An 18028-nucleotide genomic window follows, 5' to 3' on the forward strand; every position below is an offset into this window, starting at 1 on the left:
TTGGTAAGGGGATAGCTTGGCTCATTATAGCATAATGCCTATGCGGACGCAAATATTCCTTAAATATTTTCAAATCTTAAAGTGACCATCACCAGCTCAGGGCGGTTAAAAATGCGGAAAGGAAAGGTGCTGTTGCCTAAACCGCGGCTGACAATCATTGCAGTATCCTTTTTCTCATAAACGCCAGAAGTATAGGTGGGGAAAAAGCCTTGATTCGGAGCAAAAATGCCGCCAAGAAAGGGCAGTCTAATTTGTCCCCCATGGGCATGGCCTGTAAAAGCTAAATTTATCCCACTCTCCACATAGGTCTCAAATAGTTCGGGACGATGAGAAAGAAGAATTTGAAAAACATCTTCATGGGACCCTTTTATTAGGGTGGAAAGTACGGCTTGGTAATAAGGGTTCACCCGTTTGTCCGCAAGGCCAATGAGGGCAATGGTGTCTCCGTTTTTTTGTAGAATGGTTTTTCCGTTTTCCAAAACAGTAACACCTGATTCTGTTAATTGCTCAGAAAGCTCCTCAAAATAGCCTGATTGGTGTTCATGATTGCCACTGACATAATAAACGGGGGCAATATTCACTGCACCCTCAACGAAAGTCATAGCTGTGTCCAGATTGGTGCGATTACGGTCAATTAAATCACCGGTGATAACGATAATATCTGGTGCTGCATTTCTAATTTTTTCAAGTATTTTTTCTTGGTTTTGACCAAAACTCTTATTTTGCAAATCAGAAACCTGTAAAATTTTATAGCCATCAAACCCCTTGGGGACCTCTTTCGAATATGTGGTTTCTGTCAGTGTAAGCCCATTATTTTGCCAATATAAAAAGCCTGCGAGACAGACCAAGGAGCAAATTGCTTTGTTCTTAAAAAATTTCAAATAGTTCACCGCCATTTTTATTCATTTCTTTTCATTATAAAGAGGTTTTCGTTGGAAAACAAGAGCGCGTCTCTAGGAAGTATATAATTGACAGAAAGTTCATTCTAACTTTACTTACCTTAGGTGTCTAAGTAGACTTATCCCAATTGATGACTTGTTTTATTCGTGGTATACTGAGTAAATGGAATTAAACGATAAAATTTGACTGTGCATTTCTACATTATCTTTCCGTTGGTGTGAAGCGGTTATAATATTATAGTTTTAGAGCTGGAGTATAAAAATTTTGATAATTTGTATAATTTGCAAAAAGGAGGGGTGGCATGAGAACAATTTTTCATATTGACGTCAATAGTGCGTTTTTAAGTTGGAGTGCGGTAAAAATGTTAAAAGAGGGCAGTATGTTAGATTTGCGTACCGTTCCCTCAGCTGTTGCGGGAGATAGTGAAAGCCGCAGAGGCATAATACTTGCAAAAAGCACCCCTGCCAAAAAATATGGCATTTCCACAGGGGAACCAAAGGGCTTTGCTTTGCAAAAATGCCCGGAATTAATTTGTGTTCCTCCTGACTTTTCTTTGTATACCAGAAATTCGGAAGAAATGTTTCGCATCCTTTCTCAATACTCCGACCGTGTAGAACCCTTTAGTATTGATGAAGGTTTTCTTGACTATACGGGAATGGAATACCTTTTTGGTACACCCTTGGAGGGGGCTGAAAAAATAAAAGAGCATATTAAAAAAGAATTGGGTTTTACTGTAAATATTGGCATTAGTGTAAACAAGCTTTTGGCAAAAATGGCTGGAGAATTGGAGAAGCCGGATAAAATCATCACGCTCTTTCCTGAAGAGTTGGAAAAAAAGCTATGGCCTTTGCCTGTGGAAGAAATGTTTATGGTGGGCAGAAGAATTGGTCCACGACTGAGGAAGATGGGCATCCGAACCATTGGGGAATTGGCAAAGTATCCTGCTGCTCTTTTGGAAAAGGAGTTCAAAAGCTATGGCAGAATGCTGAATGCTTATGCCAATGGGATAGATGATACTTCGGTTGCTCATGTGGAAACAGTGCAGGAGGTGAAAAGTGTTGGGAACAGCACCACCATCCCTTATGATGTGGAGGAGCGGGAAGAGGCTTACAAAATACTTCTTTCCTTGTCGGAAACGGTTTCTATGCGATTGCGAGAGGGTAGGTTTTGTGCAAGAGAAATTGGCGTGGTAATTAAAACCACTGATTTTCAAGTGTACTCCCATCAAACAAAGCTGTTGAATGCCATTGATTGTACCAATGCGGTTTATGAAACAGCTAAAAAGGTTTTTGATGAAGCATGGAAGAAGGAACCCATCCGCCATCTAGGGATTCGTGCAGCACATTTATGCAGTGACGAGTGCATTCAGCTTTCCATTTTGGATGAGGACTGGAGCAAGGAGAAGCAGGCGGATGCCGCCATGGATATTCTTCGTGGGAAGTACGGACGAGAAACGGTGGTTAGATCTACTTTTATTGGCGGCATTGAGCCTGCCTACGGTGGGGGAAGCTTAAAGATAAATCATCTAAAGAAATGATCTTGGCACTTAAAAGGGATGTTAAATTACTTCATTATAAATTTCTTCATATCTCATGAAGCATCGTGTAGTGTCAAATGGTGCGTGCACAACGGGTAAGTTAGAATTTAGTCTGTTCCGAATAAGAAAGGAAGTGGCCTTTCCTCTGTTTCTTTGGGTGTTCTGAATTTTCTTCCCAAAAAGGCTGATATGAAGGGATATTCGGGTGAATTATGAAGATAACATTAGAGCATATAAAAAGATAAAGAAAAGTATTTAGATTGATTATTATTTTTGGCGGTTTTTTTGTTTAAATATTAAGACGAAGTTTTTCAATAGGATTGGCATCTATAACAAGTCAAATACATGGGAAACATGTAGAAGATGAAATAAGGAGGAACAATTATGACGGATATAGAAAAAATTTTTTCTGAGGAATGGATGAAAAAGGCAGAGCAGGCAAAGGGATTGGAAGGTTATAATTCTGCAAAGCTTATAAAGGAAATTCAGCAGTATGGAGGTGTTTCCGTAGCTCGCAGAGCTTTAAGCAGAAATGGTTGTTCGGATAATTTTGAAATCCTCAAGAAAAGTAAGTGGTTAGATCTATCAATGGAAGCTTTGATTGTGAAGGGTGAATATGGATCGCTGTTTGAAGATGATGAGGTGAATCAGTGTTTCGCATTGCTTTGTGAATGTGATTATTTTGGTTAAGAGGTGGCAGAATGACAGAGGTTGTGGCGGCACTGCTGTGCAGAGAAAACCGGTTTTTGATTTGTCAACGTCCCCCTCATAAAAAAAGGGGACTTCTTTGGGAATTTGTGGGGGGCAAACTGGAAGCCGGAGAGAGTCAGGCAGAAGCACTTATACGGGAGTGTCGTGAGGAATTGGGCATAGAAATAAAGGTAGGAAAAAAATATATGGAATTAACCCATATATATCCAGATATCACCATAAATTTGATTTTGTTTCAAGGTGAAATTATTCAAGGTGAGCCTCAATTACTGGAGCACAAGGATTTTCGGTGGATTACAGTAGAAGAGATTCCTGAATACACCTTTTGCCCTGCGGATAAAGAAATATTATCCCGTTTGATGGAATTTGGATTGCAGGGAAGCTGAGGAAGACGCAGCCCAATATTTTGGATACTTAATCCGATAGACTTCATCATCATTTATATTGCTACATTTAAACAATGTTTCTTGTATGAAAAATTAAAGAAATATTATTAAATAATTTGCCGCATTTTAAGCTCTGTTCTTGTATTTTATGGTATAATTTCTTATAATGAAATTATTATAAATACAAAGGACTGAGAACATGATTGTTTTAATTGCAAAAAGCGTTGTGGCAGAGAAAAATCAGGCTGCTTTTTTACAGCTTGCGAAAAAAATGGTGGAGGAAACAAGAAAGGAACCCGGATGTATTTTTTACGATTTGGTTCGGGATACCAATGAAGCAGAAGTATTTTATTTCGTGGAAAAATATGTTGACCAAGCTGCGGTAGATGCCCACACCGGTTCTGATTATTTTAAAGCCTATGTACCTCAATTGCAGCCTTTGCGGAAAGATTCCCATTTGAGCCGCTGCGAAATTGTATCATTTGAGTGAGCTTTTTTATATAAGGGATAGGTGAGAACTTGAATGAAATAAAGCTCTATCGAAAACGGTTTATTCCAAATGAAACAATTTTTCTAAAAGATGATATCATTCTTCATCGTGATGAGGATGTCATTATTACAAAGTGGTTTGTTTTTCGGCCAAAGGAGGACTTTGACCACGGCATATCCTGCTATTATATAAAGCAAGGCTTTAAAGTTAGTAAATTCTTAAATGAAAAAAATGAGTTGGTTTATTACTATTGTGATATTATCGATACTGAATATAAAAAGGAACAAAATTCCTATATTTTTAGCGATTTATTGGCGGATGTAATTATTTATGAAAATGGGTTTGTAAAGGTGGTTGATTTGGCAGAGCTTGCAGATTGTTTGGAAAGTGGTATTATTTCTGAAAAAATTGTCAAGGATGCCTTAAGACGGCTGGATTCCCTTTTACAAATTATATACACCAATGGCTTTACCAAGTTGAGTCGGTTATTGGAAATTGAGGAGTAGCTTATGGCAGCGGGTATCCACAGTGGGCATCGGGAACGAATGAGACAGCGGTTTTTACAAGAGGGTGGTGAAGGTTTTCATGACCATGAGCTTTTGGAAATGCTCCTTTATTATGCTGTACCCAGGGGAGATACCAATCCCCTAGCTCATAAAATGGTAAAGGAATTTGGTTCCTTGCCAACCCTAATGGAAGCTGAGTCTATGGATATTTCTCGTCTTTGCGGTGTGGGAATAAACACGGCGATATTGATTTCTTTGCAAAAAGAAATCAGCAAGCGGTGCATACAAGCCCGATGGCGTGATAGACCTACGCTGAATTCCTTGGGTCTTGCCATTGAATATTGCAAATCTTTGATGGCATATAAAAACCGAGAATTTTTTTATGCAGTATGCTTGGACAATAAGCGGCGGGTGATTAATACAGTGCAGATTGCCGAGGGTACAGTAAACTCAGCGGCGATACACCCCAGAGTTGTCATGGAGGCAGCATTAAAATTGCAGGCTTCAGCGGTAATTTTCACCCACAATCATCCTGGAGGCAATTGTAAGCCAACCTTTGATGATATTGAGACAACTGCAAAGCTGGCGAAGCTCTTGTTTGCAATAGAAGTTCAGTTAATTGACCATATTATTATTGCAGATGGTATGACATTTAGTTTTTTGGAGAATAAATTATTAAATAAAGAAGTAATGGAGGAACAATTATGACAAAAAGATTATATCGTTCTAGTACAAATGTAAAAATTTCAGGTGTGTGTGGCGGCATTGGTGAGTATTTTGATGTTGACCCTACGTTAATTCGTTTGCTTTGGATTTTGGTAAGCTTATTTACAGGTGTTTTTTTGGGTGTTTTGGCGTATGTGATTTGTGTATGTGTTGTTCCGGTTGATACAGGGTATATTGACGGCGAGTACAAAGAAAAGCAATAAATGCGAAAGAAATGGGATAAAGGGTGGCACTGGGAAGCTTCCGCAGGCCATCTTTTTCATTGTGATATGTGAGAGGAGAACGAAACATGGCAGAGGATAAAAAAAGGATTTTCAGTGGAATGCAGCCCTCGGGTTTAATTACTTTGGGTAATTATTTGGGCGCACTGAATAACTGGACAAAGCTTCAGGATGACTATGATTGTTTGTACTGTATTGTAGACATGCATGCAATTACTGTGCGTCAGGATCCTGCAAAGCTTCGTAAGCAGGCAAGGGATTTATTAACACAATACCTTGCCGTTGGTCTAGATCCTGAAAAAAATATTATTTATTATCAGTCTCATGTGCCTCAGCATGCTGAATTGGGTTGGATTTTGAATTGCTATACTTATATGGGAGAACTGAACAGAATGACCCAGTTTAAGGATAAGTCTGCGAAGCATTCAGACAATATCAATGCTGGATTATATACTTATCCTGTTTTGATGGCGGCAGATATTTTGTTATATCAGACGGATTTGGTGCCTGTTGGTGAGGATCAGCGTCAGCATCTGGAAATCACCAGAGACATTGCGGCACGTTTTAACGGTGTTTATAGTGATACTTTTAAAATTCCCGAGGCGTATATCGGTAAGGTTGGGGCAAGAATTATGGCACTGCAAGAACCTACCAAGAAAATGTCTAAGTCTGATGAAAATAAAAACAATACTATTGCATTGATGGATGAGCCGTCAGTTATTTTGAATAAATTTAAACGTGCAATGACAGACTCTGACAATCAAGTGCGCTTTGGAGAAGATAAGCCGGGCATTTCCAACCTTTTGGGAATTTACTGCGCTGTAACAGGGGTTTCCCCTGAAGAGGCAGAAAGAGAGTTTGCCAATACCGGCTATGGTAACTTTAAAGTGGCTGTGGGCGAAGCGGTTGTAGCCAAATTGGAGCCAATTCAACAGCGTGTAAAAGAATTGGAAGCAAATAAGGATTATTTGGATAGCGTGATTAAAAACGGTGCGGAAAAAGCAGGAAGGATTGCCGAGAAGACTTTGTCTAAAGTACAGAAAAAGGTTGGCTTTCCAACAAAAATCCGTTAATCGTTTTAAGGAAACAGCCATTGCAAGACTTGTTTCTAGTAAAAAATAGTTTGTTAACTGAGAAAATGAGCTTCCAAACTCGGTAATATTAACCGATTATTTAATTCATGTTCATATTTTGTTCAAAAGGATGCGCTATACTCATATCATAAAATAAATGAACGGAGGAATATGATATGTTTGACCCTGAAGATATGATTCTAAATAATAAAAAAAATAATGAAACAGAAGATACTAAAATGAATGAACAGGAAATGTCTAAGGAACCGGAAATCACAGAAGAATCTGAAACGACAACCCAAAAGGAGATAATAGAGGGATCTGCGGTTGAAGATGAACTTACTGAGGAACAACAGGTTGAAGAAGAGGACATGGAGACCGACGGATGTTCCTGCGGTAAAGCTCCAAATGGTGAAGGCCCTTCCCTTCGGGAATACCGTTATGAGGAGCAGGTGAAGAAAACCCCGAGAAAAAGAAGAAATTGGGCGAAGTTTATTGCTGCGTGCTTGATTGTAAGTGTGGCTGGTGGTGCAAGTATGGGGGCTGGTTATGGTGCGGTAAAATATTATTTTGCCGATGAACCTGTTGTTAGCAACACACCGATTATCGCACAAAAAGTTTCTTCTACTACGGGGCTGTCGGCAGTGGATATTATCAAAGGTGTAAAACCCTCAGTTGTCAGCATTTCCACGAAGGTTTCAGGTGCTGCTGAGTATTTTGGCTCCTTTAGCGTGCCTTATGAAGCGAATGGAATGGGTAGTGGTGTGATTTTTTACTCCGATGATGATAAGGTAGCGATTGCAACAAATAATCATGTAGTTAACGGCGCAAACTCTATTTTTGTTACATTTGAAGGCGATGCCAGCGTTCCAGCAAAGGTTGTGGGGACGAAAAGTGAATCCGACCTAGCAGTTATTACGGTATCATGGGAAGCATTAAAGAGTGCAGGTGTAAAGAATGTAAGTGTTGCAAGCTTTGGCGATTCTGACCACTTAGAGGTTGGGGATAGCGTAATTGCCATTGGTAATGCAATGGGGATGGGTCTTTCCGCAACGGATGGTATGGTTAGTATGACAGAACAAACCATTAATGTAGAAGGTAATCAACTGAATGTTTTACAGACAAGTGCCGCAATTAACGGCGGAAACAGCGGCGGCCCCTTGGTAAATAGCGCAGGTGAAGTAGTGGGTATTAATACTGCAAAATACAATTCTTCTATGGCAGAAGGAATGGGCTATGCAATTCCAAGTAACGTGATTAAACCCATTGTGGAAGACTTGCTGGAGAACGGAACACAGCCTAGACCTTATATCGGTATCAAAGGTACCAGCATTACTTCTGAAAATGCAGATTTATATAAACTGCCTGTAGGTGCTTTGATTATGGAAGTTGCAGAGGGTGGCCCTGCTGAAAAGGCCGGCATTATGGTAGGTGATATTATTACCAGCTTTAATGGAAACACAGTTATGGATATGGATTCCCTTGTAAAAATTGTAGGTGAAACAAAGGTTGGGGATACGGTAGATGTTCATGTTGTAAGAGACGGTAAGACCGGACACGATCTTAAAATGACCATTGCCGATAAAAATAGTTAAAAAGAATTAAGAATGAAAGGGTGTAGCAAGACCCCTGATAATAACGATATTTTTGAAATTTGCCGTAGGATTTTAAGTCCTACGGCTTTTTTGTTAATTTTTCTACTAAACTAAAGAATAAAATTAAGCCCCTTTTTAGTGAGTTTCTCCTTCAAAAATTTTCGAAAATCATCAATTATTTGGCTGTATGCTAAACAATTATGATTTTTTAAATAATTCGAGAACTACAAAAGGGATATCTTTTTCCTTTACTTGAGAACAGGTTTATCAATAGACATTTCCTAAAACGGGGATGTTATTTTTACTTATGGAGAAAATTATGTAAAATGTGTATGTAAACTCCAACAAAGCATCAAACCCTATTGAAACAGGGAAAAGGTGGTGTTAAAATTGAAAAAAGAGGGAAAAGGGAGGCTATGCATGAAGAAAAAACGAGGGATTGCCATTTATCGGGGGCTTTTTGCTGTCCTTACGAATAAAGATTTTTTGAGAAGGATTAATTTAAAAAAGAAAACAGTCATAGCATTTCTAGAAAAAGAGTATTGGCTGGAGGCAGTGGATGATATCATTGACAGCAAAGAAATATCCTGCCAGAGGGTTCTTTTTTACTGCGAGAAAATTCTATCTTCTTTGGCGAAACAGGTGCCGGAAGATGGCTGGCTGACGTATATATTTCGTTATTTAATTAAAGGCATTTACCCACATCGCAACGATATCATTCTAAACACCAATGAACGACAGAGCGTGATGTTCTATTTAGAGGTATTGCGCTTTTTTCTGAATTATGAGAGAGAAAATGTACCTTTTGGTCTGCATAAAGATTTTGCTTTTGCCACGGAGAAAGAAATGGAAAATAGTCCTTATGAGGTGCAGTATGCTAGATTCCTTGATTGCTTTGATAAGCAGTATATTTATGAGATTATGCGCATTGGCCGAGAGGTGACTCCTTTCGATGCTCTTGCCCATGTTGCAGGAGTACATTATATTGCCATGCATATCGGGCGGCAGTTGGCGAAGGCAGATGTCCCTGTGGATTTAGGGCTGATATCGGGGGCGGCAGCAGGGCATGACCTTGGAAAATACGGATGTAAGGATAATGAAGTGAAACGAATTCCGTATTTGCACTATTACTATACAGATATTTGGTTTAATAATAATGACCTTTCCGATATTGGGCATATCGCTGCCAATCATTCAACTTGGGATTTAGAATTGGAAAATCTTCCTGTGGAATCCTTGATATTGATTTATGCTGATTTTCGAGTAAAAAGCAAGGGTTTTGAGGATGGAAAGGAAATCATGGGAATGTACTCCTTGGAGGATTCCTTCCGTGTAATTTTAGATAAGCTGGATAATGTGGATAAGGCAAAGGAAAATCGCTATCGTCATGTGTATTCCCGTTTGGAAGACTTTGAGCAGTATATGCACTCCATTGGGGTTAATACGGATTTAACTAAGGATACATTAAGTGAAGTTTTCCACAAGGAATTGGCCTTATTAGATACCAATGAGACAGTTGATGTGTTTAAAAATATTGCAGTGGATCACAATATCCGTTTGATGCATAGATTAAGCCGTGAGGCATCCTTTGGTGCAATTTTGGAAACAGCAAGGAGTGCCAGAGATTGGAAAAATTCCAGAGCTTACCTTAATATTTTTTCAGAGTATTTTACCTATATGAACCAAAAGCAGAAACAGATGTCCATCAGCTTTCTTTATGAATTGATGGTGCATCGAGAGGGAGACATCCGTCGTCAGGCAGGAGATTTATTGGGAAATATGATTGCCCATTATGACATTGCCTATGCTAAGGAACTGCCTCCCGATGTAAACATTGTTTTGGACGAGGTTACCAGCTTTGATATGTGGGAAAAATACCTCTATATGATTATTAATCCCGATCATAAAATGATAGACAGACATCGCCGATGGCTGGGATATGGCCTAAAGCGTGTAGTAACATCTCTGTTGGAAAATTGCAAGGGGGAGGTAAGAGGCAAATATATTGCATCCTTCTTGGAATATTTTAAAAGCAAAGACTGGGGTGAGGATACTGCATTTATTCTGATTGACACACTCCCCTCTATTCCTCAATGCTTATTAAACGAAGAGGAACAGGATATACTGCTCTCATTTATGGAGAATTATGCAGACCAAGAGTCCTTAGAAATTCGTGCCGCAATTCTTCTGAATTTAAAGGATATGGCGGCAGATTATTTAAAAAATCATAAGTTGGTGGAAAGTGTCATCAGAATTGTGGAAAGAGTGACCATTAAGGGTAATGTGAGCTTGGAGTTTTTGCTTTATATGATAGGGGAAGTATACGGAATTAAGGACGTCATTCGTGGTGTATCCTTCCGTCGTATATTTGAGGATGACAGAGTGGTTTCGGATATCTTTTTGGAGAACTTAAAATCCGCCACACCTTGGAAAATTAAAATTATTAATATTGAGCTTTTATATGAACGCATTCATCAGGGTTTATCAATGCCCAAACTTCATGTTGCCACCCATCTTTCCAACTTATTAAAGATAAGCGAGCAGGTAACGGTGCGCCATTTTGCTGGGGAGACATTGGTAAAGCTTGCGCCCCTTCTTTCTTGGGATCAGCGAAATGAGGTTGCCATTGAGCTAATCAAAGGTCTTGAAATTGGTGAATTTGAATTTTCCAAATATATCCCTCAATACCTAGGGGAATATGCTATGTATTTGCACCCCAAGGAGTTAAATGAATTCTTATTGGAAATTTGCCGCCTGCAATGCAGCACCAATGAACGAATTGCCAGTGTTGCTTTAGATACCCTAGGGGTTATGGTGCGTCATTATGAAAAATACAGCGCCAGATTTCCTGAATATATAGCTATTTACGAAGAACGAAAAAAGAAAATCATGGGTATGATTTTAAGAGGCTTTGCCACCTATCAGACCAATGTAAACAGAGAAGCCTTTTGGGTTGTAGGCCATGAATTGTTTGGAAGCAATGGCTTAACCCTTCGGGAAAAGAAAAATATTTTTGCGTTCATCAGCAAAAAGCTGGTTACTATGACGGACAAAGCAGAGGATTCTGAGCTTGGTTTTTTTAATGACACTGCCAGCTGGAATGCAATCTACCGTTTTATCAGTGATTATTTGTTTACGAAAGGTAGCTTTTCCTTCCAAGAGCCCAATAAGGTAGCTTTCTTTCCTGGCAGCTTTGACCCCTTTTCCTTGGGACATAAGGAAATTGCAAAAGAGATTCGGGATTTGGGCTTTATTGTTTATTTGGCAATTGATGAATTTTCTTGGTCGAAAAAGACCCAGCCCCATATGGTTAGACGGCGGATTATTCATATGTCTGTGGCGAACGAGGAAAATATTTATCTATTCCCTGAAAATGTGCCTGTAAATATTGCAAATCCTGAAGATTTAAAGCGATTAAGAGAGCTGTTCCCCGGTAAAGAGGTTTATATGGTGGCAGGCAGTGATGTTGTGCAAAATGCATCTTCTTATAAAATTGAGCCTGTGGAGGACTCCATACAGACCTTTCCGCATATTCTTTTCTTACGGGAGACGGGTGATGACACTGTGCAACAGAAGAAAAATACCTATGAGTCTATTCAAAATGAGGTTTTGGAGTTAAAGCTTCCCACTCATTTTGAGGATGTCAGCTCCACAAGAATTCGTGAGAATATAGACCATAATCGGGATATTACTAATCTCATTGATACCGTAGCCCAAAATTATATTTATGAAAACAGCCTTTATCTTAGAGAACCTCAATATAAACAGCTTTTGGAGACAAAGGCGGTGGAGGTTTCCCATTTTTCCGATGTGGAAGAGGCAGAAGGGGTTATTTTTGGTAGTACCATTCCCTCGGAAATGGTAAATAACTTATTGGATGCCCTCCATAGGGAGGGGAGTGGTATGACTGTAGTTTTTGATAAGTTTGGCAGAGGAAAGCCGGATGGTATTATGGTTTACCGCCATATCGCAACGACGGAGCTTTACAGCGAATTTGAAAATATAGATACTGCAAGCTATATTCGTGAGAATACTTCAGGAAAAATTATTATGTTCGAAGCCTGCTTTATTAGAGAAAATTCAAAAATTGACGATTTGGAGCAAATTTTATTTACGGAATCCATAGCAAAAGCTTTAAAAGAGGATTATACCTATGGTGTTTTTAGCCTTAGATCCGGATTTGTCAGTGAAACCATTCAAGATGTTTTGGAACGTCAGGGCTTTTTAAAGCTGATTAATAATACTACCAGAGATATTTATGTTGTGGATATGAAAAGTCCCATTACCCTATATCATAATCTACAAACGGCTATCAAAGAACCCTTTAACAGCAATGAACGGGTTTTAAAAACAATTCAAGAAACCCATCACCGATTTCAGCGAGCGTTGACAAAGCTGAACCCAGGGGAATTGGTTATTTCCTTTGATGCAGGGATGATGCACAATCGGCTGATTGAGCTGATTACAAAGGCAAATGGTGTTCCCAAAGAACCCACAGCAATTCGGGGTCTTGGCCCTAATATGTGCGTACCTTTTGGTAAAATTTTAAAGGGCATAGTGATACCCAACACAGTTACAAAGGTTTTGCATACGGAAAAAGAATTTGACCGAGAAATAAAATCTTTTAAAATTAAAGAATTCCCCCAGTATTTACCTTTGGATTGTCAGGTTCGCATGATTAAGTCCTTCCGACGCCCAGTGATTTTGGTGGACGATCTTTTGCATAAGGGCTATCGCATTCGTGAGCTGAACCCTTTATTTCAAGAGGAAGCAGTGGATATTGACCGCATGGTTGTTGGCGTTCTTTCCGGGCGAGGGCGAGATTTAATGGAAATCCAAGGAAGACAGGTAGAAAGCGCTTATTTTGTTCCTTGCTTAAAAGCGTGGTTTGTGGAAACCACAATGTATCCTTTTATTGGAGGAGACGGCGTAGAACAACTAAGAGGTAGAAGCAGTAATATGATTGATTCGGTGAACTTAATTTTACCTTATGTAATGCCCGGTTTTATACAGGATGCGTCTAAGGAGGCCATTTATGATTTATCCATGACCTGCTTGCAAAACTCCAGAGATATACTTCGAACGCTGGAGATGGAATATCAAAGAGCATTTGAGCGAAGTCTAACCCTGGATAGATTAAGTGAAGTTGTTATTTCGCCAAGATGCCCTGACAATGGCAGCAGTATCCGATACGATTATCATCTGCCCGCATCTGTCTATTTAGAAAACGATATTGAGCGGTTGGTTCGCCTAAAGCATTTGGTGAAGTAAAAAGGGGGCTACAAAATGAAGAGATGTGAATTTCAACAGGGTGTTATGATACCGGTATCATTTCCCCGAGAGAGAAGCAAGGGTTTTTCCAGATTGACACACTTTGGTCAGCTAGGGGAAGTTGAGGGTTTATTTTGCCTTGACAGCAATGCCTTGCAGGAAAAAAGTCAAGGTATTTCACAGGAAATGAAGGAAATATATAGGACGGATATAGAACAGGGCAACGCTACCATTGTGAATTTAAATTGGGGAACGTTGGAACAATGGAAGAAACGGTTGGAAAAACCCCAACAAGAGAAAAAAAGAGTGCATCTTTTAGCCCTTGGGGATGTGGGGAGTACAGTTTTGACAGCATTGAAGCTGTTAGGCGGTGACTGTATTCATACATTGGGGATTTTTGATGTAAATGAAAACGTGTGCAAAAGATGGGAAAGCGAGTTGAATCAGGCGGCTTTTCCTTGGGAATATGATAAATTGCCAGAGGTAGTTATTTTAAAAGAGGAAGAGCTTTTTGATTGCGATATGTTCGTTTTCTGTGCCTCTAAAGGGATCCCTCCTGTAGGGTCTGAGGTAAAGGATGTACGCATGGTACAATTTGAAGCAAACAAAGGGATTGTATCCCTTTTTGCAAAAAAGGCTAGAATGAGTCAATTCGAGGGTTTGTTTGCAGTGGTATCTGACCCTGTTGACCCTTTATGCAAGGCCGCATTTATGGCGAGTAATACCGATGAAAACGGGAGTTTTGACGGAAAAGGCTTGCGCCCTGAGCAAATTCAGGGATATGGCTTAGGAGTAATGAATGCCCGTGCCGCATACTATGCAAAAAAAGAAGAACGCTTTTCTTCCTTTTTAAAAGAGGGGAGAGCCTATGGTCCCCATGGGCAGGATTTGGTCATTGCAAATAGTATCCACGCTTATGACGATACCCTTTCCAAGGAATTAACCCAACTTGCCATTGATGCAAATTTGCGTACCAGAGAATTGGGATTTAAACCTTATGTAGCCCCTGCCATTTCCTCTGCGGCGATTTCTCTCATTTTAACACTACGTGGAGAGTGGCATTATAGCTCCAATTTTTTAGGGGGAGTGTATATGGGATGTAGAAATCGCACCACTCCTTGGGGATTGGAATTGGAAAGCCTGCCCTTACCTAAGCAGCTTTTTGTCCGTTTGGAAAAGGCCTTCCATGGACTGGAGGGGATTAAATGAAAGAAAAGCTAACACTGGTTTATCCCCGATGTGAGGATGTAATTCGTACAAAGCGTCTTTCTGCACTGTTGGAGGAAGTTTTGGAGCCTTATGAGGTGGAAAAGATTGAGACGGTGGATGCCCTTCATCCATTACAAAATCAGCGCATTATTTTTGCAATTCCTCTTGGTATCTCTGGGATTAACTTGGAATACTTTCGTTTTCTGAAAAAAATGCGTATTGACCCAACCTTTTTTGATGGAAGTGTAGGGGGCATTATCATAGATGGTGAAAGTGAGCTTTACACAAAATCTGTAGCCAGAGGGCTTATGTTTACGGCAAACAAAGGAGGTTGTTCCTTCCCTGGGCGGGCCATGGTGGAGGGAACAAAGGATTTGTTGAACTATAATATTCAGGCTATGAGGTTAGATGCGGGCAACCTAACTGCTTATCATGTTTCTGCCAAGGAAATGGTAAAACGGGTGATGGCACATCAGCAAATGCCTAAAAAAAGAGGCAATATCCTAGTGCTTCATGCCAGTAACTATAGCACTTCCAATACGGCTCTTCTTTGGGATATGGTGAAGGAGCAGTTGCAATATTGTGATATTACCGAAATATCCCTAAGAAACGGAACCATTCAGGATTGCAGTGGTTGTCCTTATCGCATGTGTATGCATTTTAGTGAGAAATCCAGTTGCTATTACGGCGGAGTGATTACGAAAGAGGTTTATCCTGCAATTCTTGCTTGCAATGCAATGGTGATTCTAGCCCCCAATTATAATGATGCTTTAAGCGCAAATATTACAGCATTTATTAATCGATTGACAGCACTGTTTCGTACCAATCAGTTTTACCAAAAGTATCTGTTTTCCATTGTGGTTTCCGGCTATAGTGGGGGAGATATTGTTGCAGAGCAACTGATTAGTGCCTTGAGCATGAACAAAACCTTTCGTTTACCACCACGTTTTTCTATGGTGGAAACGGCAAACGACCCTTCAAGTATATTAAAAGTTGCGGGAATTACAGAACGAGCGTCGGCCTTCGCCCAAGGGATGATGGATGTATTGGTGGAGAAAAAACAAAACGAATAATCCAATTGGTGTAAAGGTTTCGTTCAAGTTGTTACTCTTTTTTACCGGCAAGTAAATTGGGCTTTATCATGGCATTAAATTGCATCTAAATAGGCTGTTTGATGGAACAAAGAAATGTTTTGTTTTCCCATTCTTGGTATAAAGGCTAGTTTTCTTATTTCCAAGGAAATGATTGTGTTTCTTCCTTATATAAGGAATTGTAAAAGCATGTTAGGCACTTCCTTGCTGCAAAAAACAGGGGAAGTGCCTATCTTTTTATTTTATTTACCGCTGGCGCCGTAGTTGGAAAGAACACGGGCAGAAGGATCGTTTACGTCACAACCTTCCCATTCCTTGTTGGGCATCCAAAAATCTTTCACCATTTTAGCCTGACCGGGATAATATTTTTCAAAAATCTCACGGTACATCAAGCTTTCTTTTGTAAATGGTGTTGCAAAGTCATATTTTTTGCATCTTTCATCAAATTCTTCATCGGAGCAGATGCTTTGTGCATATTCTTTTAAATCATCTACCATGGAGTGGCCAACGGCATCGCTGAAAGCGGCCTTTTCACGATAAAGAATCGCCTGGGGCAGCCAATCTCCTTCAAAGGCATGGCGCAAAAGGTATTTTCCAATGCCATAAGAATTTTGCTTTATTGATGGGTGAATAGACATAACATAGCGTACAAAATCTAAATCCCCAAAGGGTACTCTTGCTTCCAAGGAATTCGCCGAAATGCAACGGTCTGCCCGCAGAACGTCATACATATACAGTTCTTCCAAGCGCTTTTTCGCCTCAGCTTGAAAAGCCTCAGGTGAAGGAGCAAAATCTGTATATTTATAGCCGAAAATTTCATCGGAAATTTCCCCTGTCAATAAAACTCTGACGTCTGTTTTTTCGTGGATTGCTTTACAAATCAGATACATCCCCATACTTGCACGGATGGTGGTAATATCATAGGTGCCAAGGGTATAAATCACATAATCCAAGGCTTCCAAAACATCTTCTCTTGTCATGATGATTTCCGTATGTTCCGTGTGAAGATAATCTGCAACTTCTTTTGCGTAGCGCAGGTCGATGGCATCCTTAGCCATACCAATGGCGAATGTGCGAATGGGTTTGTTTAAAACCTTTGTTGCAACGGAGCAAACCAAGCTGCTGTCTAAGCCGCCGCTTAACAAAAAGCCCAAGGGCGCATCGGCGTCCAATCTTTTTTCAATACCTTTTACCAACAATTCTCGAATTTTAGTGCAGGTTTCCTCTAAGCTGTCAGTGGAATATGCTTCAACTGTTGTTAAGTCGCAATAGCAAACGAATTTACCATCTGCATAGTAGTGCCCAGGAGGAAATGGCATAATTTCTGCACAAAGATCCACTAAATTTTTTGCCTCGCTGGCAAATACAATGGAACCATCTTGGCAATAACCATAGAACAATGGACGAATGCCAATGGGGTCTCTTGCAGCAATCAAAGAATCTTTTTTGCCATCATAAATAATCAATGCGAATTCTGCATCCAGCATTTGAAACATATCCAAGCCATACTCTCGATACATTGGCAGAATGATTTCACAGTCGGATTCGCTGACAAAGGTATATGTTTCAGCCAATCTTTCTTTTATTGTGCGAAACCCATATAATTCTCCATTGCAAACCACAGCATCCCCTTCATAAGTAAAGGGTTGCATGCCGCTTTCTGATAAACCCATGATGGCAAGGCGGTGAAAGCAAAGCATTCCTTGACCAACCTGTAATGTGCGGGACATATCCGGCCCTCTGGAAACGGTACGTTCAAAGCACTCCATTACTTTCTGTAAATCCTGCATTTTTTCTAAACCCATAATTGAACACATAAAAAAACACCTCCGAATGTAGTATGCAGCTAACTATCCTAATAATTAAAATTAGGACGAATAGCTGCCATCCGCGGTGCCACCTAAATTACTGTAAAAACAGTCTCTTTCTGGGTTCAATGAAACCCGTGTCCCATAACGGGGGACAAACCGTCTCACCTACTGCTCTAAAAAGAGGTTCAGATCGAAGCTAAGAAGTGTTATTCATATAAAAGCCTACGCAAAGTTTCCACTATCCTTTGCTCACTGGGGCGGTTTTTTTATATTACTTGTCTTCCTCAACGCCGTTTTCGATTTGTGTGTATTTTACACTGCAAAGATTTCACTGTCAATAGCTAATTTTTTGGAAATGGACAAGGATATTTTGCATGGAAAGTTGTATTTCACAAAATAATTTGTAAGGTATCCCATTTTATACATCAGATATTGAGGTAATAAAGACAAATGTACATCCCTAGTGGCTGAAATATGCACAGGGAATTTTAGAAAATGAAA

Annotated in this window: 14 protein-coding genes and 1 other annotated feature; of the genes, 12 read left to right on the plus strand and 2 right to left on the minus strand. The window is 39.8% G+C overall.

Annotated elements, in window-relative coordinates:
- Window positions 1–59: 59 nt before the first annotated feature.
- Entirely contained in the window at window positions 60–881 is an 822-nt protein-coding gene (locus tag CPRO_RS04440) for a metallophosphoesterase (protein WP_236782384.1), read from the minus strand.
- Between the two features lie 320 nt (window positions 882–1201).
- Here CPRO_RS04440 and CPRO_RS04445 point away from each other — a divergent pair, with 320 nt between their 5' ends.
- From CPRO_RS04445 to CPRO_RS04500, 12 genes are all read left to right on the plus strand, one after another.
- On the plus strand, window positions 1202–2437 hold the full coding sequence (locus CPRO_RS04445) for a DNA polymerase Y family protein (protein WP_066048278.1): 1236 nt from the start codon (window positions 1202–1204) through the stop codon (window positions 2435–2437).
- Between the two features lie 384 nt (window positions 2438–2821).
- A complete protein-coding gene (locus CPRO_RS04450) occupies window positions 2822–3127 on the plus strand; it encodes a hypothetical protein (protein WP_066048281.1) in 306 nt (101 codons plus the stop codon).
- Window positions 3128–3138: 11 nt separating this feature from the next.
- On the plus strand, window positions 3139–3534 hold the full coding sequence (locus CPRO_RS04455; RefSeq protein WP_066048285.1) for a (deoxy)nucleoside triphosphate pyrophosphohydrolase: 396 nt from the start codon (window positions 3139–3141) through the stop codon (window positions 3532–3534).
- A 199-nt stretch (window positions 3535–3733) separates the two neighbouring features.
- On the plus strand, window positions 3734–4024 hold the full coding sequence (locus CPRO_RS04460; RefSeq protein ID WP_066048288.1) for a putative quinol monooxygenase: 291 nt from the start codon (window positions 3734–3736) through the stop codon (window positions 4022–4024).
- Between the two features lie 29 nt (window positions 4025–4053).
- Window positions 4054–4530 carry a ribonuclease FAU-1 family protein gene (locus tag CPRO_RS04465; RefSeq protein WP_066048290.1) on the plus strand — a complete coding sequence of 159 codons (477 nt, stop codon included), beginning with the start codon at window positions 4054–4056 and terminating at the stop codon, window positions 4528–4530.
- Between the two features lie 3 nt (window positions 4531–4533).
- Entirely contained in the window at window positions 4534–5238 is a 705-nt protein-coding gene (radC, locus tag CPRO_RS04470; protein ID WP_066048294.1) for a RadC family protein, read from the plus strand.
- Entirely contained in the window at window positions 5235–5459 is a 225-nt protein-coding gene (locus tag CPRO_RS04475) for a PspC domain-containing protein (RefSeq protein ID WP_066048297.1), read from the plus strand. Before radC ends, CPRO_RS04475 begins: the two co-directional genes overlap by 4 nt.
- 86 nt (window positions 5460–5545) lie before the next feature.
- Complete coding sequence (trpS, locus tag CPRO_RS04480; protein WP_066048299.1) at window positions 5546–6550, plus strand: tryptophan--tRNA ligase; 1005 nt, start codon at window positions 5546–5548, stop codon at window positions 6548–6550.
- 176 nt (window positions 6551–6726) lie between these two features.
- Window positions 6727–8145, plus strand: coding sequence for a S1C family serine protease (locus tag CPRO_RS04485; RefSeq protein ID WP_066048302.1), 1419 nt, complete (start codon window positions 6727–6729; stop codon window positions 8143–8145).
- Between the two features lie 420 nt (window positions 8146–8565).
- Window positions 8566–13416 (plus strand): nicotinate-nicotinamide nucleotide adenylyltransferase, encoded by a 4851-nt coding sequence (locus tag CPRO_RS04490; RefSeq protein ID WP_066048305.1) that lies wholly within the window; start codon window positions 8566–8568, stop codon window positions 13414–13416.
- Between the two features lie 15 nt (window positions 13417–13431).
- Window positions 13432–14625 carry a Rossmann-fold NAD(P)-binding domain-containing protein gene (locus tag CPRO_RS04495; protein ID WP_066048308.1) on the plus strand — a complete coding sequence of 398 codons (1194 nt, stop codon included), beginning with the start codon at window positions 13432–13434 and terminating at the stop codon, window positions 14623–14625.
- Window positions 14622–15698 carry an NAD(P)H-dependent oxidoreductase gene (locus tag CPRO_RS04500; protein ID WP_066048311.1) on the plus strand — a complete coding sequence of 359 codons (1077 nt, stop codon included), beginning with the start codon at window positions 14622–14624 and terminating at the stop codon, window positions 15696–15698. The genes CPRO_RS04495 and CPRO_RS04500 overlap by 4 nt, the downstream gene beginning before the upstream one ends.
- 260 nt (window positions 15699–15958) lie before the next feature.
- Here the strand turns inward: CPRO_RS04500 and asnB are convergent, their stop codons facing one another.
- The gene (asnB, locus tag CPRO_RS04505; protein WP_066048314.1) at window positions 15959–17533 is read right to left on the minus strand and encodes an asparagine synthase B; all 1575 of its coding nucleotides are present in this window, start codon (window positions 17531–17533) and stop codon (window positions 15959–15961) included.
- A 49-nt stretch (window positions 17534–17582) separates the two neighbouring features.
- Window positions 17583–17824, minus strand: a binding site (T-box leader).
- Between the last annotated feature and the right edge of the window lie 204 nt (window positions 17825–18028).

This window comes from Anaerotignum propionicum DSM 1682 (assembly GCF_001561955.1).
GTDB lineage: Bacteria > Bacillota > Clostridia > Lachnospirales > Anaerotignaceae > Chakrabartyella > Chakrabartyella propionicum.

What these genes read in the sequence shown, in the direction of transcription:
- CPRO_RS04445 (WP_066048278.1), top strand. Translation starts at nt 1,202, where the DNA reads ATGAGAACAATTTTTCATATTGACGTCAATAGTGCGTTTTTAAGTTGG.
- CPRO_RS04450 (WP_066048281.1), top strand. Translation starts at nt 2,822, where the DNA reads ATGACGGATATAGAAAAAATTTTTTCTGAGGAATGGATGAAAAAGGCA.
- CPRO_RS04455 (WP_066048285.1), top strand. Translation starts at nt 3,139, where the DNA reads ATGACAGAGGTTGTGGCGGCACTGCTGTGCAGAGAAAACCGGTTTTTG.
- CPRO_RS04460 (WP_066048288.1), top strand. Translation starts at nt 3,734, where the DNA reads ATGATTGTTTTAATTGCAAAAAGCGTTGTGGCAGAGAAAAATCAGGCT.
- radC (WP_066048294.1), top strand. Translation starts at nt 4,534, where the DNA reads ATGGCAGCGGGTATCCACAGTGGGCATCGGGAACGAATGAGACAGCGG.
- CPRO_RS04475 (WP_066048297.1), top strand. Translation starts at nt 5,235, where the DNA reads ATGACAAAAAGATTATATCGTTCTAGTACAAATGTAAAAATTTCAGGT.
- trpS (WP_066048299.1), top strand. Translation starts at nt 5,546, where the DNA reads ATGGCAGAGGATAAAAAAAGGATTTTCAGTGGAATGCAGCCCTCGGGT.
- CPRO_RS04485 (WP_066048302.1), top strand. Translation starts at nt 6,727, where the DNA reads ATGTTTGACCCTGAAGATATGATTCTAAATAATAAAAAAAATAATGAA.
- CPRO_RS04490 (WP_066048305.1), top strand. Translation starts at nt 8,566, where the DNA reads ATGAAGAAAAAACGAGGGATTGCCATTTATCGGGGGCTTTTTGCTGTC.
- CPRO_RS04495 (WP_066048308.1), top strand. Translation starts at nt 13,432, where the DNA reads ATGAAGAGATGTGAATTTCAACAGGGTGTTATGATACCGGTATCATTT.
- CPRO_RS04500 (WP_066048311.1), top strand. Translation starts at nt 14,622, where the DNA reads ATGAAAGAAAAGCTAACACTGGTTTATCCCCGATGTGAGGATGTAATT.
- asnB (WP_066048314.1), bottom strand. Translation starts at nt 17,533, where the DNA reads ATGTGTTCAATTATGGGTTTAGAAAAAATGCAGGATTTACAGAAAGTA.